At 55.3% G+C, this 18,877-nt stretch carries 19 protein-coding genes; 7 read left to right on the top strand and 12 right to left on the bottom strand.

The window, feature by feature from the left end; translation table 11 throughout:
• Positions 1-25: 25 nt before the first annotated feature.
• Positions 26-571 (top strand): antibiotic biosynthesis monooxygenase, encoded by a 546-nt coding sequence (locus A6U95_RS27615; protein WP_065686817.1) that lies wholly within the window; start codon positions 26-28, stop codon positions 569-571.
• Positions 572-582: 11 nt separating this feature from the next.
• Entirely contained in the window at positions 583-2,454 is a 1,872-nt protein-coding gene (locus A6U95_RS27610) for an amidohydrolase (RefSeq protein WP_065686816.1), read from the top strand.
• A 90-nt stretch (positions 2,455-2,544) separates the two neighbouring features.
• Here the strand turns inward: A6U95_RS27610 and A6U95_RS27605 are convergent, their stop codons facing one another.
• On the bottom strand, positions 2,545-3,675 hold the full coding sequence (locus A6U95_RS27605) for a Gfo/Idh/MocA family oxidoreductase (RefSeq protein ID WP_065686815.1): 1,131 nt from the start codon (positions 3,673-3,675) through the stop codon (positions 2,545-2,547).
• Between the two features lie 256 nt (positions 3,676-3,931).
• Between A6U95_RS27605 and A6U95_RS27600 the strand changes: the two genes are divergently transcribed.
• A complete protein-coding gene (locus A6U95_RS27600; protein ID WP_065686814.1) occupies positions 3,932-4,444 on the top strand; it encodes a DUF523 domain-containing protein in 513 nt (170 codons plus the stop codon).
• Here the strand turns inward: A6U95_RS27600 and A6U95_RS27595 are convergent.
• Positions 4,415-4,837: an NUDIX hydrolase gene (locus A6U95_RS27595; RefSeq protein ID WP_065686813.1), complete on the bottom strand. Its 423-nt coding sequence runs from the start codon at positions 4,835-4,837 to the stop codon at positions 4,415-4,417. The two genes, A6U95_RS27600 and A6U95_RS27595, sit on opposite strands and share 30 nt — an antisense overlap.
• Before the next feature lie 94 nt (positions 4,838-4,931).
• Here A6U95_RS27595 and sseA point away from each other — a divergent pair, with 94 nt between their 5' ends.
• Both sseA and A6U95_RS27585 read left to right on the top strand, forming a co-directional pair.
• The gene (gene sseA, locus A6U95_RS27590; protein ID WP_065686812.1) at positions 4,932-5,792 is read left to right on the top strand and encodes a 3-mercaptopyruvate sulfurtransferase; all 861 of its coding nucleotides are present in this window, start codon (positions 4,932-4,934) and stop codon (positions 5,790-5,792) included.
• A 13-nt stretch (positions 5,793-5,805) separates the two neighbouring features.
• Complete coding sequence (locus A6U95_RS27585; RefSeq protein WP_065686811.1) at positions 5,806-6,318, top strand: GNAT family N-acetyltransferase; 513 nt, start codon at positions 5,806-5,808, stop codon at positions 6,316-6,318.
• Here A6U95_RS27585 and A6U95_RS27580 read toward each other — a convergent pair.
• The 8 genes from A6U95_RS27580 to A6U95_RS27545 form a co-directional block, all read right to left on the bottom strand.
• The gene (locus A6U95_RS27580; RefSeq protein WP_065686810.1) at positions 6,313-7,251 is read right to left on the bottom strand and encodes a cation diffusion facilitator family transporter; all 939 of its coding nucleotides are present in this window, start codon (positions 7,249-7,251) and stop codon (positions 6,313-6,315) included. The genes A6U95_RS27585 and A6U95_RS27580 overlap by 6 nt on opposite strands.
• Before the next feature lie 136 nt (positions 7,252-7,387).
• The gene (locus tag A6U95_RS27575) at positions 7,388-7,852 is read right to left on the bottom strand and encodes a DUF1456 family protein (RefSeq protein WP_021180467.1); all 465 of its coding nucleotides are present in this window, start codon (positions 7,850-7,852) and stop codon (positions 7,388-7,390) included.
• 130 nt (positions 7,853-7,982) lie between these two features.
• Positions 7,983-8,870, bottom strand: a complete 888-nt coding sequence (gene phnE, locus A6U95_RS27570) for a phosphonate ABC transporter, permease protein PhnE (protein WP_065686809.1) — start codon at positions 8,868-8,870, stop codon at positions 7,983-7,985.
• Positions 8,870-9,733, bottom strand: coding sequence for a phosphonate ABC transporter, permease protein PhnE (phnE, locus tag A6U95_RS27565; RefSeq protein ID WP_024486430.1), 864 nt, complete (start codon positions 9,731-9,733; stop codon positions 8,870-8,872). Before phnE (A6U95_RS27565) ends, phnE (A6U95_RS27570) begins: the two co-directional genes overlap by 1 nt.
• 218 nt (positions 9,734-9,951) lie before the next feature.
• Positions 9,952-10,884, bottom strand: coding sequence for a phosphonate ABC transporter substrate-binding protein (gene phnD / locus A6U95_RS27560; protein ID WP_065686808.1), 933 nt, complete (start codon positions 10,882-10,884; stop codon positions 9,952-9,954).
• Positions 10,885-10,927: 43 nt separating this feature from the next.
• On the bottom strand, positions 10,928-11,761 hold the full coding sequence (gene phnC / locus A6U95_RS27555) for a phosphonate ABC transporter ATP-binding protein (RefSeq protein WP_024487078.1): 834 nt from the start codon (positions 11,759-11,761) through the stop codon (positions 10,928-10,930).
• 146 nt (positions 11,762-11,907) lie between these two features.
• Positions 11,908-13,365 carry a tagaturonate reductase gene (locus tag A6U95_RS27550; RefSeq protein ID WP_065686807.1) on the bottom strand — a complete coding sequence of 486 codons (1,458 nt, stop codon included), beginning with the start codon at positions 13,363-13,365 and terminating at the stop codon, positions 11,908-11,910.
• 70 nt (positions 13,366-13,435) lie between these two features.
• Positions 13,436-14,461: a zinc-binding alcohol dehydrogenase family protein gene (locus A6U95_RS27545; RefSeq protein ID WP_065686806.1), complete on the bottom strand. Its 1,026-nt coding sequence runs from the start codon at positions 14,459-14,461 to the stop codon at positions 13,436-13,438.
• A 149-nt stretch (positions 14,462-14,610) separates the two neighbouring features.
• Between A6U95_RS27545 and A6U95_RS27540 the strand changes: the two genes are divergently transcribed.
• Together A6U95_RS27540 and A6U95_RS27535 are read left to right on the top strand one after the other, a co-directional pair.
• Positions 14,611-15,516 (top strand): GntR family transcriptional regulator, encoded by a 906-nt coding sequence (locus A6U95_RS27540; protein WP_021805171.1) that lies wholly within the window; start codon positions 14,611-14,613, stop codon positions 15,514-15,516.
• Between the two features lie 210 nt (positions 15,517-15,726).
• Positions 15,727-17,085: an MFS transporter gene (locus tag A6U95_RS27535; RefSeq protein WP_024527456.1), complete on the top strand. Its 1,359-nt coding sequence runs from the start codon at positions 15,727-15,729 to the stop codon at positions 17,083-17,085.
• Positions 17,086-17,121: 36 nt separating this feature from the next.
• On the opposite strand, the gene trpS is transcribed toward A6U95_RS27535, so the two are convergent.
• Both trpS and A6U95_RS27525 read right to left on the bottom strand, forming a co-directional pair.
• Positions 17,122-18,129, bottom strand: coding sequence for a tryptophan--tRNA ligase (gene trpS, locus A6U95_RS27530; RefSeq protein ID WP_065686805.1), 1,008 nt, complete (start codon positions 18,127-18,129; stop codon positions 17,122-17,124).
• A 203-nt stretch (positions 18,130-18,332) separates the two neighbouring features.
• Positions 18,333-18,860 carry a cysteine hydrolase family protein gene (locus A6U95_RS27525; protein ID WP_065686804.1) on the bottom strand — a complete coding sequence of 176 codons (528 nt, stop codon included), beginning with the start codon at positions 18,858-18,860 and terminating at the stop codon, positions 18,333-18,335.
• Positions 18,861-18,877 lie beyond the last annotated feature (17 nt).

The following is an 18,877-nucleotide window of genomic DNA, read 5'->3' as shown; positions in this document are numbered from 1 at the left end:
CCGGGGTTTTTCAGGAGCTGGATCCATGTCCCATCAGCAACACGTTACGCTGGTGATCACTCACCATCTGGCTCCAGGCCAGGAACCAGCCTATGAAGCCTGGTTAAAACGCATCATGCCCGATGCCGCCCAGTTTGACGGCCATCTAGGCGTTAACGTCATCCGCCCCTCCGGTAATCAGCAGGCTTATACAGTGCTGGTACGCTTCGATAATCTGGACAATTTATACCGCTGGATCCACTCGCCACAGCGACTGAAATATATCGAAGAAGTTACACCACTGCTGCAGGGGAGCGATCATATTGAGATCCGCCCCGGAGCCGAGTTCTGGTTCACACCTGCCAGCGCCAACGTGCGGCCACCGGCCAAGTGGAAACAGTTTTTAATCACACTGCTGGTGATTTTCCCTTCGACCAATCTGGTGCCTTGGTTTTGGGGCAAGCTGCTGCCGGAACTGAGCGGCACGCTGGCTGGGCATTTACTCAATGATGCCAGCGTTGTCGCCCTGGTGGTATTCCTGTGGATGCCGTTGGTTACCCGTCTGTTTCATCAATGGCTCACCCGCCATTAAAGGAAAACGTTATGAGTCACACCGCTTCATTGATCATCAGCAACGGTAAATTCCATACCGTCGATCGCGAAAATCCCACCGCTCAGGCCGTGGCGATCAAGGACGGTAAGTTTCTGGCCGTCGGTAGTGAGAGCGACGTCATGCAACACGCCGGGCCGGAAACCCAGATCATCGACCTGCAAGGCCATACGGCGGTGCCCGGCCTGAATGATTCACACCTGCACCTGATCCGGGGTGGTTTGAATTACAACCTGGAACTACGCTGGGAAGGCGTGCCTTCGCTGGCCGATGCTTTACGTATGCTCAAGGAACAGGCACTGCGTACTCCCAGCCCACAGTGGGTCAGAGTGGTCGGTGGTTGGACCGAGTTCCAGTTCGCCGAGCGCCGTATGCCTACGTTGGATGAAATCAACGCCGCCGCCCCAGACACGCCGGTATTTATTTTGCATCTGTACGATCGCGCCCTGCTTAACCGCGCTGCGCTGAAAGTGGTGGGCTACACCAAGGACACACCAAACCCGCCGGGGGGCGAAATCCAGCGCGACGGCAACGGCAACCCAACCGGAATGTTGATCGCCAAGCCCAATGCCATGATCCTCTACGCCACCTTAGCCAAGGGGCCGAAGCTGCCGCTGGAACAACAGGTGAACTCCACCCGCCAGTTTATGCGCGAACTCAACCGCCTGGGCCTGACCAGCGCGATTGACGCAGGCGGCGGTTTCCAGAACTATCCCGAGGACTATCAGGTCATCGCGGAACTGCACGAAAAACAACAGCTGACACTGCGTATCGCCTACAACCTGTTTACCCAACGGCCAAAGCAGGAGTTGGAAGACTTCCAGCTGTGGACCGATATGCTCAAACCCGGCCAGGGAACGGACTTTTACCGCCATAACGGCGCGGGTGAAATGCTGGTGTTCTCGGCGGCCGACTTCGAAGACTTTCTGCAACCTCGCCCGGATTTGCCTGAAGGCACCGAGGATGAGCTGGAACGCGTGGTACGCCATCTGGTGGAACACCGCTGGCCGTTCCGTTTGCATGCCACTTACGATGAATCTATCAGCCGAATGCTGAACGTGTTTGAGAAGGTCAACCGCGAAATCCCCTTTGCTGGTCTGCATTGGATTTTTGACCATGCGGAAACCATTTCTGAGCGTAATATCGAGCGAGTGAAAGCCCTCGGGGGCGGTATCGCCGTACAGCACCGCATGGCGTTTCAAGGGGAATACTTTGCCGAACGCTATGGCATCGAAGCCACCAAACAGACTCCACCGGTCGCCAAAATGTTGGCGGCAGAACTGCCGGTTGGACTAGGCACCGACGCCACCCGCGTCGCCAGTTACAACCCTTGGACAGCGCTGTACTGGCTGGTTTCTGGCCGTACGGTCGGCGGTATGGCAATGTATGACGATCAGGCTCGTTTGGATCGTGAAACGGCATTAATGCTTTGGACACAGGGCAGTGCCTGGTTCTCTACCGAACAAGGGAAAAAGGGCCAGATCAAGGTGGGACAACTGGCGGATATGGCCGTGCTGTCACAGGATTACTTCAGCGTACCGGAAGAGCAGATCAAGGGAATTGAGTCGGTCATGACCGTGGTGGATGGCAAAGTTGTCTATGCTGCGGGCAGTTTCTCTCCGTTCTCTCCGCCGCCGTTACCGGTACTGCCTGAATGGTCACCGGTGGTCAATGTACCGGGACATTATCGCTCAGCACCGCCCGCAACCACCAGCAAGGTAGGTACATTAAGCCAGGCACACCAGTGTTGCGGTCCTTGTGGCGTTCATGCTCACCAGCATGATATTGCCCGCCGCTCCAGCATTCCCATCTCTAACGAGAATGCCTTCTGGGGCGCATTCGGCTGTTCTTGCTTTGCGTTTTAACCATCCAAGTGCCTTGCATGCTGCCAAATGGGCGCTGCATGCAAGGCACTACGGGATAGCATCGTTAGCCGCCTCCACAAGTCACCAGAGTCAATCGCGGTTGATATCCAGCCAGCGGCGCTGTTCGGCAGAGGCGGCAATCGCATCCAGTACACAGGATACCTTCCAGCCTTCCTCGAAATCCGGCCACATCCGATCGCCCGCGGCAATGCCATTGACCAGATCGCGGATCTCCACCGTTTTCTGATCGTTAAAGCCAATGCCATGCCCGGCGCTGATGCAAAACGCGGCGTAATCCGGGTGCTTTGGCCCTACCATGATGGTTTTGAAGCCCTGCCGCTCTGCCAGTTCATCATGGCGATACAGCTTCAGTTCGGCCATGCGTTCCTGAGTGAAACTCAAGGTGCCCTTGGTGCCGGTCACCACATAAGTCAGGCCCATTTTGCGCCCGCAGGCAATGCGTGAGGTTTCGAGGGTGCCCATCGCGCCATTGGCAAAGCGCACCAGCGCGCTGGCCTGATCTTCGTTTTCGACTTGGCACATCTTGGCCGGGTTGTTCGGATCGGGCCGCTGTTTGATCAGGATTTGCATATCGCCCGACACCGCGACGATATCCCCCACCAGATAATGCGCCATGTTCACGATGTGTGCCGCCAGATCGCCCAACGCCCCAAGCCCGGCGCTGGCTTTACGGCAGTGCCAGTCGATCGGCGTACGCGGGTCGGCCAGATAATCCTCATTATGCGTACCGTAAAAATGCACCACCTCGCCAATTTCACCGTTGGCAATGATTTCCCGCGCCAACTGGCTGGTCGGGTTTTTCATATAGTTGAACCCCACCAGGGTTTTGACCCCTTTGGCCCGCGCGGCCTGCACCATCTCGGCGGCGTCTTGCGCATTCAGCGCCAGCGGCTTCTCGGAATAAACATGCTTGCCCTGTGCAATAGCCGCCAGGGCCATCTCTTTATGCAGGAAGTTCGGGGCACAGATATCCACCACGTCTATGGCGGGATCGGCCACCAGTTCGCGCCAGTCACCAGTTGAACGTACGAAGCCAAACTCCGCCGCACGCTGGGCTGCCAGCTCGGGTGTGACTTCCGCCAGCATCTCCAACACCAGCTCCCCTTTCAGCGGGAACACCGTGCCTACCTGTGCATAGGCGATAGCATGACAGCGGCCAATATAGCCAGTACCGATTAATCCAACGCGCACCTGTTTCATCGTTTTCTCCCTTGCCTATTTTTGGAAAATAAAAATCATTATTTATTTATATGAAATTTAAATTTCGTTAACAAGCCGATAATCAACTTTGCCACGGATCCGTGACTGCCCTCATAAAACGCGGTGGATAAAGAACACAGGGTTAGCAAAATAGTGGGGAGGTACGGCTGGTATTAAGCTAAACCGCGCTGCTATTATAAAGCCGCGCGTGTGGGCCTTGATGCCACACTTTCGCCCCCTCAACAGAAGACACCTCATGCCGCCGAAAATCTTGCTCAGTGCCTGCCTGGCCGGTTTCAACGTACGTTATAACGCCTCCAGCAAAACCATTATCGATTCCACCTTACAGCAGTGGCAAAAAGAGGGTCGATTGGTGGTGTGCTGCCCCGAATTGGCCGCCGGTTTCTCCACGCCGCGCCCACCGGCAGAGATTGCTGCCGCTTCCGATGGCGCTGAAGTGATAGCCAACCGGGCCAGAGTGATCGACGTGCAAGGGAACGACGTCACCGACCAGTATCTGTTGGGTGCCCATCTGGCGCTGGATACCGCTCGCCTGCATGGCTGCCGCTTTGCCCTGCTGAGCGATCGCAGCCCTTCCTGCGGGAGCCAGACCATTTACAACGGCGCATTCAACGGTCAAACCCAACCCGGCAGTGGTGTCACCGCTGAACTACTACGCCAACATGGCATCGAAGTATTTTCCGAGCACCAGCTCGAGGCGTTGATCGAGCGTGTCCGGCTAGCCGAGATGGGCCAGGCGATCCGCTAGCCGCTGACGCAGATGGGCAATGCCCTGCGGGTGCCGCACAAATTCATCCGCAGGCATCATTTGCCAGCACTGCCCTTCATTACCGAAACGGATCGCCGCAATCTGTGCCAAGGTGATTTCCCCCACCATAAACCAGGTGTGCGGCGAGCCAGGCGTGATCCCGGCGTAACGCTGCTGCCAGACAATTTGCCGTGCAGGCAATAGAATACCGAACTCCTCCTCGGTTTCCCGTTGCACACATTGCACCGGAGTTTCGTCCCCTTCACGTCCGCCGCCGGGCAAGTCCCAGCAACCGGGCCAGGGGATCGCCGGGTTGTCATCACGCAGGTAAACCAGCACCTGGCCGCCGTACAGCAAGGCGATTTTCGCCCCGCCAAAGTCTTCGTCAATCATCTGTCCCGCTCCCTTTCAAACCGCAGCATACCAATATGCGAGATCGTTGAGGTATAGTGAAAACCTTCTTTGTCCTGACAGGCGAACAATAACCATGAACTCTGCTTTTTTAGTGACCGCGCAATGGCTTGAGCAACATATCAACGATGAAAATCTGACGCTGGTTGACGTGCGTATGGCGCCTGTCGGTCAGGTGCCGAAGCAAGACATGTTGGCCGAATTTGAACGGGGCCATATACCCGGTGCGGTGTATTTCGATATTGATGATGTCGCGGATAAAAATACGACGCTGCCGCATATGCTACCCACGGCAGAAGCCTTTGCCGCCGCCGCAGGTAAACTGGGCATCAATGACCAACAGACCATTGTTTTCTATGATGGAGGCAATCAGTTCTCTGCCCCACGCGGTTGGTGGACGTTCCGTAATTTTGGCGCACAGCACGTATTCGTGCTCGATGAAGGTTTGCAGGGTTGGACATCGCGCGGTAACGCCTTGGAAATCGGCCCTGCAAACCCTACCCCCGCGACCTTCCGCGCGCACTTTAATGCCGAAGCGGTGGTGGATATGCAGCAGGTTGAACAGGCGATGAACGACCAGCGGCAGATCCTCGACGCCCGTGCCGCACCACGATTCTATGCCCAAGCCCCGGAACCGCGCCCAGGCCTGCACCGTGGCCATATTCCTGGCAGCATCAATATTCCGTATGGCGATCTGCTGGAGAACGGACGTTTCAAATCACTTGAGGCGCTGAAAAAAACCTTCGAAGAAAAAGGGGTCGATATCGACGCGCCCACCATCGTCAGCTGTGGTTCTGGCGTCACCGCCGCCGTGCTGGCCTTTGGCCTGCAATCACTGGGTGCCAAGCAGGTGAAACTCTATGACGGTGCCTGGAGCGAATGGGGTGCCCTGAGCGGCAAGCAGCCGATCGCCCAAGATGAGTCAACTAACCACTAACAAAGAGGCTATCGTGTTCACGATCCGTCAAGCGTTGCCCGCTGATTTAGCGACCGTGCGGGAAATCGGGATTGCCAGCTACCTCGCTCACTTTGCTGAACTTTGGCAAAACCAGCAGGAGTTGCAGGCGTTTCTGACCAAGGATTTTGCCGAACAAGCGTTGGAGCCTTCATTGCGAGACCGCGATACTTGCTGGCTGCTTGCCTATGAGGGGGAGACGCCGGTAGGCTTTGCCAAGCTTAATTTCGACAGCCTGCAGGCAGCGACCGCAACCCTCGGGGCCGAGCTGCAGAAGATTTATTTTCTGCCACAATTTGCCGGGCGCGGCTATGGTGAACGGCTATATGCCGAAGTACAGCGACGTGCCATCGAGAGACAGCAACCAATCCTGTGGCTGGACGTGCTGAAAAGTAACGTGGCTGGCCAACGCTTTTATCAGCGCCAAGGTATGGCGATCGTGGGCGAGGAGAGCTATACCAGCGTCAGCCAATCCGTGGCCATGTGGGTGATGGCGAAAAACCTATAGCCACTTGGCATTATGGGTAAAGGAGATGGTCAGCCAACGGTGCGGGCTATCTTCACCAATGGCGTCGGCTATCTGGTCACGGATTTTATCCAGCTTGTGAACGCCGCTGTGTTCCATCTCTGGCGGGATCACGATGTGGATCTCAATAAACAGCCCACGGCCAACGCGGGTGGCGTAATTGGAATAATCCAGGAAGCCATACTCCAGCGTCAGCTGCGCCATAATGGCTTCCACCTTGGCATCCAGGCTGTCCGGCGTCATCTGCAGCACCTCCTGAATGGCAGATTTTACCGTTTTGATCGGCACCGGGATCAAGACCAGCGTCAACAGTGCCAGCGCGACAGGGTCGGCATAGACGTTGAGTTGCTCATAACGGGTTCCTTCCATTAGCCAGGAAAGAATAAAAGCCACCAATAGCGCCGAACTGATGCAGGCCGACATCAGCCAGCTTTTGTTATCCAGCGCGATCAGTTCCGATTTAACCTGCTTATTCAGCCGGGTTTGCTTAACATAGAGGGTAAAGCAGAAAAGGCTGACGGTAACGGCATAGACAATCGCCCAGCCCAGCTCAAGCTCGCGCCCTCCGTCGGCAATGCCTTTGACGGCGTTCACAAAGGCATACAGACACAGCAACGTCAGTAAACTGCCGTTAAATGCCAGCACCAGCGGTTCGACATGCCAGAACCCATACTGAAAACGGCGGCTATGGGGTTGCCCCAGCAGGCGGGATACCAGCAGGGATAATGAACACATGCCTGCATCCAACGCCGAGAACATGCCGTCAAACACGATCGACATGGAACCGCAGACAATCCCAAACACGATCCCGGCACTGGCAATAAACAGCGTGCAGAAGATCGACCTGCGCAGGATTTTTTGTTCTATTGCCGTGCTGGTTAACACCGGCGGCAACGTGGTGGGTGCTGTCGTCATAATTCCCTTATTTCAGTCGGAAAGTTCGGACATGTTCTACCGTCAGGCGGCATCGTACTGAGTATGATCGACAAATGCAGGGTGCACAAAAAAAAAGCGCCCTCGATGAGGACGCCTGATGTCGTGATACGCAGGATTAGGCGCCGCGTATGCGCTGGGTCAGCCCTTTCAGGAAGTAGCGCAGCATCTGATCGCCACATGGGCGATAGTTTTTGGTGCCCTCTTTGCGGAACAGCGCGCTCAGCTCAGGCTTGGAGATACGGAATTCCACCGCGGTAAAAATCTGGTGCAGATCGACATCTTTCAGTTCAAACGCCACACGCAGCTTTTTCAGCACCAGGTTGTTGGTGATCGGCAGCTCTACCGCCGGTGCCGGGAATTTATCGTCTTTGCCACGCTTGAAGAACACCAGACCATTGAGGAAATGGGCCATCACTTCGTCGGGGCAGTTGGCAAAACCCGGCTCGCCTTCCTTGATCATGTAGGTCCCCATGGCTGCGACATCGACGTCAAAACCGTCCAGCTTGACGATCTCTACCATCTTCGCGTCATTAATAGCCAGCATGTAGCGCACGCTGCGCAGCACATCATTGTTAATCATGGAATAGCCTTTCGCTTGTCAATCAGGAGAGGCGTGCAGCGCTGCACACCTTGCATGGCGGCAGTATAGGGATCCGGCGGGGGTTTCTCAATGGAATTTCCACGGGCAAACCAGGGTTTACCCGCAGAGGTTACTGATTTTTCGGGTAAAGCGGAATTTCTTCGCCAACGATATATTTGTTACGCAGGATGGCGGAGATCTTGTCCATCAGCATCACGACCACCACCAGGATCAGAGTGATAAACATCACCACGTCCCAGTTCCACAGCCGCATGTTCTCGGCATAGACCAGGCCGATCCCTCCTGCCCCGACAAAGCCGAGCACCGCCGCCGAACGGGTGTTGGACTCAATCTGGTACAGGCTCAGCGCCAGGAAAGTCGGGAAGGATTGGGTGAAAATGCCATAGCGGTGTTTTTGCAGCCCATTGGCCCCCACTGCCGTCAGCCCACGGCTGGGGGATTTATCCACCGCTTCGTGGCCTTCGGCATACAGTTTGCCAAGCAGGCCGATATCCTGCATCACGATGGCCAACACCCCGGCCAGCGGCCCCATGCCCACGGCACGCACGAAAATCAGGCCCCAGATAGCCATATCAATCCCCCGCAGAATATCCAGCAGGCGGCGTACCAGCGTCGCAATTGGCCGTAGCACAGGCGAGGACATCACGTTGCGCGCGGCAAGAAACGACAGCGGTAAAGCGAGCAGCGTTGCCGTGATGGTGCCGGCAAACACGATCGCCAGAGTGATAAAGATCTGTTGGAAATAATAGCCAAACGGCCAGTTGGCAAAGTCATGCCAGACAAACATCCGCATAAAGTAGCGGCTAATCTGTTGGCAACCGTTGGCAAACTGCGGCCAGGAAATGCCAAACACCAGGAAGAAGAAGACGTAATACAACACAATCGCCACGGTAATCATGCCGAGGGTACGCAGATAGCGCCCTTGGCGTGAGAAGATTTCCGGGTTCTGCTGCTTGAGTTGCTGCAGATTGGTGGCAGAGATCGGCTGAACGGACATTAGGCTTTCCCCTCGACAACGCGTTTACGTAATTCACCGGAGGCGTAATCCAGCAGCGAAACCACCACGATAATCAGCAACAACGTCATGCTGACCTGATCGTAACGGTCGAGTTTGATATTGGTCATCAGTTCCTGACCAATTCCGCCTGCACCTACCAGGCCGAGGATGGTCGACTGGCGGAAGTTGATTTCCAGCCGCATAAAGCTGTAGGACAGGAAGATCGGTTTGACCTGCGGCCACAGGCCGAAACGCATGCGCTGTAACGGCGTGGCCCCACAGGCGGCCAGCCCGCGCACCGGCTTGTTGGAGGCGGTTTCGATCGATTCATAGAACAGCTTGGTCAGACTGCCGATGGTGTGTAGCGCCAACGCCATAAAACCGGGAATGGCGCCGATGCCAAACGCCATCACAAACATCACCGCCCAGGCCAGCTCCGGCATGGTGCGCAAGAACGCCACCAGCGTGCGGATGGCAAAGCGCAGCGTCGCCGGGCTGTGGGTGTTATTGGCCGCCAAAAAGGCCAGCCCGCCTGCCACCAGCACGGAAAGGATGGTCGCCGCCAGCGCCAGCTGTAAGGTTTCCCAAATCAGCGGTAATTGGATATGCAGCCGGTAGCCCCAATAGGCGAAGGAGCCTTCGGTATGGCCGTCGGCGAACAGCAGCGGCCAGTGCAGTACCGGGATGGTTTCTGCCAGATAGTCAAAGAAATGGGGGATCGACACCCAGACGGTATGCAGGTTGAACTCGGCAATATTGCCTGCGCCAAGATAAAGCGCTACCAGCCCGAGCGACCAGAGCAGGGTTTCACGCTTCTGCTTACTGCGGATCCGTTGGTAGTAGTGTGCAAAGTCGGTATTCAAAATCGCTTTCCATCTTCTTGTAGTGGAGAGTATTGTCCCCTCACCCCTACCCTCTCCCACAGGGAGAGGGAGCTAGATCGGTGTTATGGGCAAGGACATGAAGCCAATCTGTAGCACGTCCAAGGTACAGGTTGAATACAGTCATTAATTTGTGACTCGGTCAGTCCCCTCTCCCTGTGGGAGAGGGTTAGGGTGAGGGGCCGAGAACGTAGTCAGCCTTAGCGATCGCCCTTGGTCAGCTCACGCTTCATATCGATAATGGTCTGGTATTCCGCCAGCTTGACGTCGCCAATGTGCTGCTTGCCGCCCATCGCCTTGATAAAGCACTGATGGTTGTCGGTATCCAGCTTCTTGATGGCGGTAACCACCTTGGCTTTGAACTCCGCAGGCAGGGAGTTGCTCACCAGGATCGGGCCATTCGGGATCAGCGGCGACTGCCAGATAATGCGGATCTGCTTCATCAAATCCGGATGATCCATACGGATCATGCGGTTGAAGGCTCCGCTGGTATAGCCGGTGTTGTAATCGCCAATCATCGAGGCCCAGGTGACCGCACCTTCAAACTGGCCGTTCAACACGCCGAGTACGTCCTGCTCATGGCCACCAGAGAAGGTGACGCTGGAGAAGAAGTTGTTGTATTTGTTATCCGGCGTGCCGCCAAATTGCTTCTTGAACACTTGGTTTGGCACCAGGAAACCGGAGGTCGAATCCGGATCCGCAAAGCCGAAGGATTTGCCTTTCAGGTCTTCCAGCTTTTTGTAGGGGCTGTCGGCTTTCACCACCACTACCGAGTGATAACCGCGTGACTGATCGGTATCATCCACTGCGATCCCCACCAGATCGACCGCCTTGGGATCCTTGATATACACCGAAGCAAATGACGAAGGCGACATGCTCAACACCAGATCGATCTTGCCCCCGAGCAGGCCCTGGATCACGCCAGAGTAGTCGGAAGAGTTACGCAGCTTGGTGTCTACGTTCAGCTCTTTATCGAGAAAATCTTTCACACACTGGTTATCGCCAATCTGTTGGGTAGCGTTCTGCCCACCCAGGATCCCCAGGTTCAACTCTTTCGGCGCTTCCGCTGCACCTGCATTAAATACCATCATTACGCCGGCCATCATGGTGGTCAGTGTGAATACTTTTTTCATTGCGCATGCCCTGTGTGAAAAGATAAAGGTGACGTTCAAGTGATTAATGGATCTGATTGGCTTCTTCGCCATACAGCTGCTGCAAAACACGTTCGTTAAGCTGCGACGGGTGGCCGTCGAAAATGATTTTGCCCTGGGCGATGCCAATCACCCGGGTGCAGTATTCCCTCACCAGTTCGACCGAGTGCAAGTTCACCATCACCGCGATATCGTTCTCGCTGACTTTCTGTAGCGCATCCATAATGCGGCGGGTGTTTTTCGGATCGAGCGAGGCAACCGGCTCATCGGCCAGCAGAATTTTGGGGTTTTGCATCAGGGCACGGCAGATAGCGACGCGCTGCATTTGGCCGCCGGACAGGTTCTCTGCACGTTGCAGTGCATGCGGCAGCATATTCAGCCATTGCAACAACTCGATGGCCCGTGCGCGGTCAGCATCGTCGAACACTTTGAAGAAGGATTTCAGCGTCGAGGTGTGGCTGAGGCGGCCAAGCAGCACGTTGGTGATCACATCCAACCGGGGGACCAGGCAAAAATCCTGGAAGATCATGCCACAGCGCGCGCGCCACTGGCGCATCTGGCGGGCCGAGAGCTGCGCGATATCCTGTGCAACTCCATCGTCCTCAAAATGCAGCATCTCTCCACAGCTGGAAGGAATGGTGCCGTTCAGCGTATGCAGCAGGGTTGACTTGCCGGCCCCGGAGCGGCCGATAACCGCCACAAACTCCCCGGCGTGCAGATCAAAATTGATGTCGTCGAGGACGCGTTGCTGAGATTGATAAGCCTTACCTAGCCCTTTTACCGCTAATACCTTGCGTAACGGGATCGGTTGCTGGCCTGGATAGTCGGTCGGTGCCAGTTTTAACAGTGCCTGCGCCATATGATTTCTCTGATTTCAGTGGCTAATCTTATGGGCACCTATTAACAAATAACTGTATGACACGCAGATGATGGTTTTATGGCCGGGAAATGACGTTCAACGCCATTTCCCGTGATTGGCAGGATTAAAATATGCGGATGGAGGTTTTATCGGCGTTCCATTTCACTCAATGCCGCACGCATTCCGTGGTCAAGAATAGCTTGCAGATCGGTGGTCACGGCAGCGGTAAGCCCAGGAACGGCATTGAGATCTTGCCCCCAGTGCGCCTCATCGGCCAGCACGCTTTCTACCAGCGCCGCGAGCGTCAGGTCACGATGTTCCACTCCAGCCCACAACGTTGCAAACCTCGTCAGCCAATGAGCATCATCCTGTAACGCATAGCTACCCGCCTGCCGTTCGCCACGATAGAAGGCCAGCAACGCCGCCAAAGCAAAGGTCAGCCGTTTCGGCAGCACGGCATTTTTCTGTTGGCCTGCCAGTAACTGCGGCAAAATACGCGTGCGGAATTTGGTCATGCCGTTCAGCGCAATCGACAGCAGCTGGTGCTGAATAAACGGGTTACGGAAACGATTCTGTACCGCTTCGGCAAATGGCCGTAATTCTTCCTGCGGCAGATCGAGCACCGGCATAATCTCTTCGGCAATGGTGCGTGCCACATAGCCGCCGATCTGCTCGTCGCTCATGGCCTCGCCCACGGTATTCAAACCGGCCAGGAACGCCACCGGCACCAGCGCCGTATGCGCCCCGTTGAGGATCGCTACCTTGCGTTCTTTATAAGGTTTGATGTCATCGACGATGTGGACGTTCAGATCCAACTTATCCAGATGCAGCTCTTTCGCCAGCCACTGCGGGCCCTGGATCACAAACAGATAGAAATGTTCCGCCGTGTCGAGGAAGCTATCTTGATACCCCAACTGCTGTTGCCACTGCTCTACTTCATCCCGTGGGTAGCCAGTGACGATACGATCGACCAGCGTTGAGCAGAAGGTGTTGCAATCGTTCAGCCAATCCGTGAACGCCTGCGGTAACTGCCACTGCTGCGCATAGCGCAACACGTACTCTTTCAGCGCTTCGCCGTTGTAATCGATCAGCTCGCACGGCAGCAGCACCCAGCCCTTGTCTGCAGCACCGTCAAAATGGCTGAAACGCTCAAACAGCAGCCGCGTCAGCTTGGCCGGGAAGCTGGCCGCCGGAGCGTCGGTGAACTTATCGTCCGGTAAATAACTGATCCCCGCTTCGGTGGTGTTGGAGAACACGAAGCGGATCGCCGGATCCCGAGCCAATGCCAGATAGCTGTCGTACTGGTGGTAAACGTTGATTTCCCGGTTGACCGAACGGATCAGGCGTGGCTCGCAAACCGCTTCCCCCTGCTCATTCAGCCCACGGATAATTGTGGTATACAAGCCATCCTGAGTATTGAGCGAAGGCGGCTGCTGGCTGTCAATTGGCCGCACCACCACCACGCCAGCATTCAGCCCGGTATGCTGGTTTAGCAGGTCGATTTGCCAATCGACAAAGGCGCGCAAGAAATTACCTTCACCGAATTGGATAATGCGTTCGGGATATTGCGCGCCAGGAAATTCACTACGATTAAGTTGTTTCATTATTGATCCTTGCATCCGGTGATCCCCCAGGCCGTAAATTACTCTCGGCAAGACCTGGGGAGTAATCAAGTTAATTAAAATGAATCACGCCTTTAATCAGCTGTTTATTATTAATCACTTCTGCTTCATAAATATCTGCCAGCGTGGAAAATTCGAATTGATGAGAAAGCATCATCCCGGCAGTTATTTTTCCGGCGGCCATTAATCGGCCAACCTTGATAAAGTCTTCTTTGGTCGCATTGCGGCTCCCCATCATGGTGGTTTCCTTTTTATGGAATTCCGGATCGGAGAACTGCAGATCGCCCTTGAACAGGCCGACAAACGTAATGCTGCCACCATGGCGGATCAGGTTGACGCTATGGTTCATCGCATGCTGATTGCCGGTGGCATCAATGATTTTTGCCGCCAGCATGCCGGAAAACTGGGCTCTTAAGGCCGCGTCAAAACCGGTATCCGACGGATCTAGCGTGGTCAGCCCAAGCATTTTTTCTACATGGGCACGGCGCTCTGCGCTGGTATCGGCCACGATCACGGTTGCCCCGTCCGCCTTGGCGATAGCCGCAACCCCCAGACCAATCGGCCCTGCTCCTACCACCAATAGATGATCGCCCTGCTCGATGGCCGCTCGGCGTACGGCGTGGGCACTGATAGAGAATGGTTCAATCAGCGCCGCCGCTTGGGGCTCCACATCATCCACGGCCAGCAGGTTGCTCACCGGCACGCTTAAAAACTCGCTAAAACCGCCGTCTTGATGCACGCCAATCACCGAGATATTTTCACAGCAATTGGGCCTGCCGCTGGTGCATGCTCCGCAGTGATGACAGGAGACATAAGGGATCACCGCCACACGTTGCCCGACGCGCAATTCACTCACCTGGCCACCGACGCTGACAATCTCGCCGCATATTTCATGCCCCAGCACCCGCGGGTAGCTGAAGAACGGTTGCTGACCAGACCAGGCGTGGATGTCGGTACCGCAAATGCCTACCGTCAGTATTTTTAGCACCGCTTCGTCAGGCGCAGGCTGCGGTACCGGCCTTTGTTGGTAAACCAGCCGGGTCGGCTCCAGACAAACTAGCGTATTCATTGTGGTCATGATCCCTCCTCATGTGATGTGGCGCTGTTATCCCGCAAAAAGAACAGGCGTATTGTGCTGATGAGGAGAATTTGTGAGTCAGCACAAATTAAACCGGTTTAAATGGGTTTTAAATGTTTAAAAAACACCTTAGCCCACAGAGGGATCTCATGAGCAGAACGCAAAACCTCCGCCAGAACGTGGTTAATCAGATGATCGACGGCATCATCAAGGGCCATATCCGCTCACCGCTGCCTTCCCAGGCTGGGCTGGCAGAAATGTATAACATCAGTCGCACCACGGTGCGCCACACGCTAACGCATTTGCATCAACGTGGGGTTCTGGAGAAGGTCAAGGATGATTATGTGATCCTGCGCATGCCGCTGGCAGAAGACGGCTTTGAATGCATGAGCCACTCGCTGGACGAGCAAGGCAAGCTGTTTGAGAAAGCGTTCTATCAGATGATTAACCAAAAGCAGCTGCGCGCGGGGGATTCATTCACCGAATTGCAGCTTTCACGCGCGGTTAACGTCAGCCCGGTAGTGGTGAGGGAATTCCTGCTGCGCTTCAGCCGCTTTGACCTTATCGACAACGTACGCCGCGGCCAATGGAGCATGAAAAAATTTGATCAGAACTATGCCGAGCAGTTGTTTGAACTCCGTCAAATGCTGGAAACCCACGCGCTATCACGCTTTATCAACCTGCCCGCACAGGACAGCCGCTGGTTGCAGGCCAAAGAGCTGTTGAACCGCCATCGCGAGTTGCGCGACACCATCAGCGACAATTATCGGCTGTTCTCTCAGCTGGATCGTGACTTCCACACCCTGATCCTGTCGGCCGCCAACAATCCGTTTTTCAATCAGTCGCTGGAAATCATTTCGGTGATTTTTCACTTCCACTATCAATGGGATGAAACCGACCTGAAGCAAAGAAATATTATTGCGATTGAAGAGCATATGGCCATTTTAAGCGCCCTGATCTGCCGCAGCGATCAGGAGGCCGCCCGTGAGCTTCACCGCCATCTTGATACTGCAAAACAGTCGATGATCCGTTCCATCAAACAGGATGCCTGCTGATTTTTATTGATAAAAAACCGAGTGAAACGGGATTTAAAACCGATTAAAAACAGCAAAATCGTAACCGCCGCACGGAACCGGTTAAAAAAAGCACCATGAAACATTTTCGCCGCCTAGGCTCACTGCCGAAAGACATACCGTTGTTAACACCGAACCAGGGCCATGCCCCGGAAGAATAACTATTATTAATACGGAATATAGAGGCGAGTGATGGAAAAGATAACCACCGTGAGCACTGGAAAAGAACCGGCGGACAGTTATTCAGATAGCATTAATCCTATACCCAAAGGCGGCATAGCAGAGCGCTCTGCAAAAATTAAAAAAATCCAGACTACGGCAATGATCCTGTTATTTTTTGCTGCCGTGATTAATTTTCTCGATCGCAGTTCGCTGTCCGTCGCCAACTCCACCATTCGTGAAGAAATGGGGTTGAGCGGCACCGAGATCGGCCTGCTACTTTCCGCCTTTTCGCTGGCCTATGGGATTGCTCAATTACCCTGTGGACCGCTGCTGGATCGCAAAGGCCCGCGTATTATGCTGGGTCTGGGGATGTTTGTCTGGTCTGCGTTCCAGACGATGTCAGGCATGATCCACAACTTTACCCAGTTTATCTGGGTGCGTATCGGCCTGGGGATCGGCGAAGCCCCCATGAACCCTTGCGGCGTGAAAGTCATCAACGATTGGTTCAACATCAAAGATCGCGGTATGCCGATGGGGATCTTTAACTCGGCCTCCACCATCGGGTTAGCCATCAGCCCACCAATCCTCACCGCCATGATGCTGCTGTTAGGCTGGCGCGGGATGTTCATCACCATTGGTTTACTGGGCATTGCCTTGTCCATTGGTTGGTACATGCTGTATCGCAACCGTGAAGACATCAAACTCACCGAGCAGGAGCAAAGCTATCTCAACGCCGGTAGCGTGAGCGCACGCCGTGAACCGATGAACTTCAAGGAATGGCGATCGCTGTTCAAAAACCGCACCATGTGGGGGATGATGATCGGCTTTAGCGGCATCAACTACACCGCCTGGCTGTATCTGGCCTGGCTGCCGGGCTACCTGCAGACCACCTACCATCTGGATTTGAAAAGTACCGGTATGTTGGCGGCAATCCCGTTCCTGTTTGGTGCGGCGGGCATGCTGTCAAACGGCTTTGTCACCGACTTTCTGGTGCGTCGGGGCATGGCTCCGCTCAAGAGCCGTAAAATCTGTATCGTCGCTGGTATGCTGCTGTCCGCTGGTTTTACCTCCGTCGTGGCACAGGCTACCACCACCACCAGCGCGGTGGCATTAATCAGTATGGCGCTGTTCTGTATCCACTTTGCCGGTACTTCCTGCTGGGGGCTGATCCACGTGGCGGTCACATCCCGTATGACCGCCTCGGTGGGCAGCATTCAAAACTTTGCCAGCTTTGTGTTCGCTTCGTTTGCCCCGGTGATCACCGGCTGGATCCTGGATACCACCAACTCATTCAGCCTGGCACTGACCATTTGTTCCTGCGTTACCCTGATCGGGGCGCTGTCCTACGTGTTTATCGTCAAACACCCGATCACCGACAGCGCGGCCTGATCGCCAGATTTTCCCTCTCCTACCGGAGAGGGATCCTCAATCCGGGGCAAAAAAATCCAGACCCAGCGCGGACTTGACCTGTGCCAAGGTGCCCTGAGTCACCTGATTGGCCCGCTGGCTGCCCTCTCTCAGGATACGCATCAGTTCGCCCTTATCGGCGCTGTACTCGGCCCGCCGGGTGCGGATAGGCTCCAGCAGGGTTTGCAGGCAATCCTCCAACAACCGTTTAATCTTCACGTCACCCAAACCGCCCTGACGATAGTGATCCTTCAACTGTGCCACCAGCGCCGCGTCCTCGCAAAACGCGTCCAGATAGGTGAATACCATATTGCCTTCCACCTGGCCGGGATCGCTGACGTTCAGGTGGTTGGGATCGGTAAACATGCTCATCACCGCCTTATGCACTTCGTCGGCGCTGGCCCCCAGCATGATGGTATTGCCGCGTGACTTGGACATCTTGCCCTGCCCATCTAGCCCCGGCAGCCGACCAACGCGGCTCAGCAACGGCTGGCACTCCACCAGCACCTCGCGATCGACGATGCGGTTAAAGCGCCGGACAATTTCGTTGGTTTGCTCCAGCATCGGTAACTGATCTTCCCCAACCGGCACGTGAGTCGCCCCAAAAGCAGTGATATCCGCCGCCTGACTGACCGGGTAAATCAGGAATCCGGCAGGGAGGCTACGTGAAAAGTCTTTCTCGATGATTTCGCTTTTCACCGTGGGGTTACGTTCGAGGCGGGCGACGGTGACCAGATTGAGGTAATACATCGTCAGTTCTGCCAGCGCCGGAAGCGCCGATTGCAGACACAGCGTGGTCTTGGCAGGGTCGATCCCCACCGCCAGATAATCGGCCACCACGTTTAGCACGTTGGCACTGATTTTTTGCGGATTGCTGCCGTTATCGGTCAGCCCTTGCAGGTCGGCCACCATTACCGTTTGCTGATGATGATGCTGTAGCTCAACGCGCTGGCGCAGTGAACCGACGTAATGACCCAAATGCAGTGAACCGGTGGCGCGATCGCCAGTCAGAATGGTGTAACTCATAGCCTTGCTCCTGGAAGTAAACAGACCGCCGGATCAACGCTATAAAAATGCCGCCAAAACCGGCGGCATTAAAAAAGAGGGATGAATACCCGTGCCGCCCTTAGAAAAGGCGCCACCAGCTAAAACAAGATGTGAACTGCGGGAAGATATTCATTCGGCTACGTTACACCCCGCTCAGAACTGCGTCAAGGGCGACATCCGGCTCAGAAACTCACTTCGGCTGTCGGCACGGCGCGGATCGCCACGCCAAAACTCTCGATACTCGACAAGGTCGCATTATGGTGAGTACGGATTTGCAGCCCGCTGGCGTGGGGCTTGTCGTGGCTGGTATGTGCATCTGCCGCCAGCACCACCGGATAACCCAGACCAGCAGCCCGACGGGTGGTGGTATCGACGCAGTATTCCGTGGAATAGCCGCAGATCACCAACTGTGTCACCCCTTCGGCAATCAGCAGTTTGCCGAGATTGGTCCGTAAAAAGGAATCCGGCGTGGTTTTGTCTATTCGATGATCGCCGTTTTTCACCTGTAACGCAGCATGAATTTGCCACGCTTCGCTGCCGTGCGGTAGTTCCTCATGAGCCGTCTGGTGCTGAATAAAAATTACCGGCGCACCAGCCTGCCGGGCACGATCACTCAGTTGATTAATCCGCGTGAGCACTTGCTCGGCCTCTGCTGGCGGGGGATTAAACAAACCCTGCTGCACATCGATAACTAACAACGCTGACTTCATAGCTGGCTCCAAAAGCG

The organism is Serratia sp. 14-2641 (assembly GCF_001692375.1).
Classification (GTDB): Bacteria; Pseudomonadota; Gammaproteobacteria; order Enterobacterales; family Enterobacteriaceae; genus Chania; species Chania fonticola_C.
This window is presented reverse-complemented; position numbering and strand designations above follow the sequence as displayed.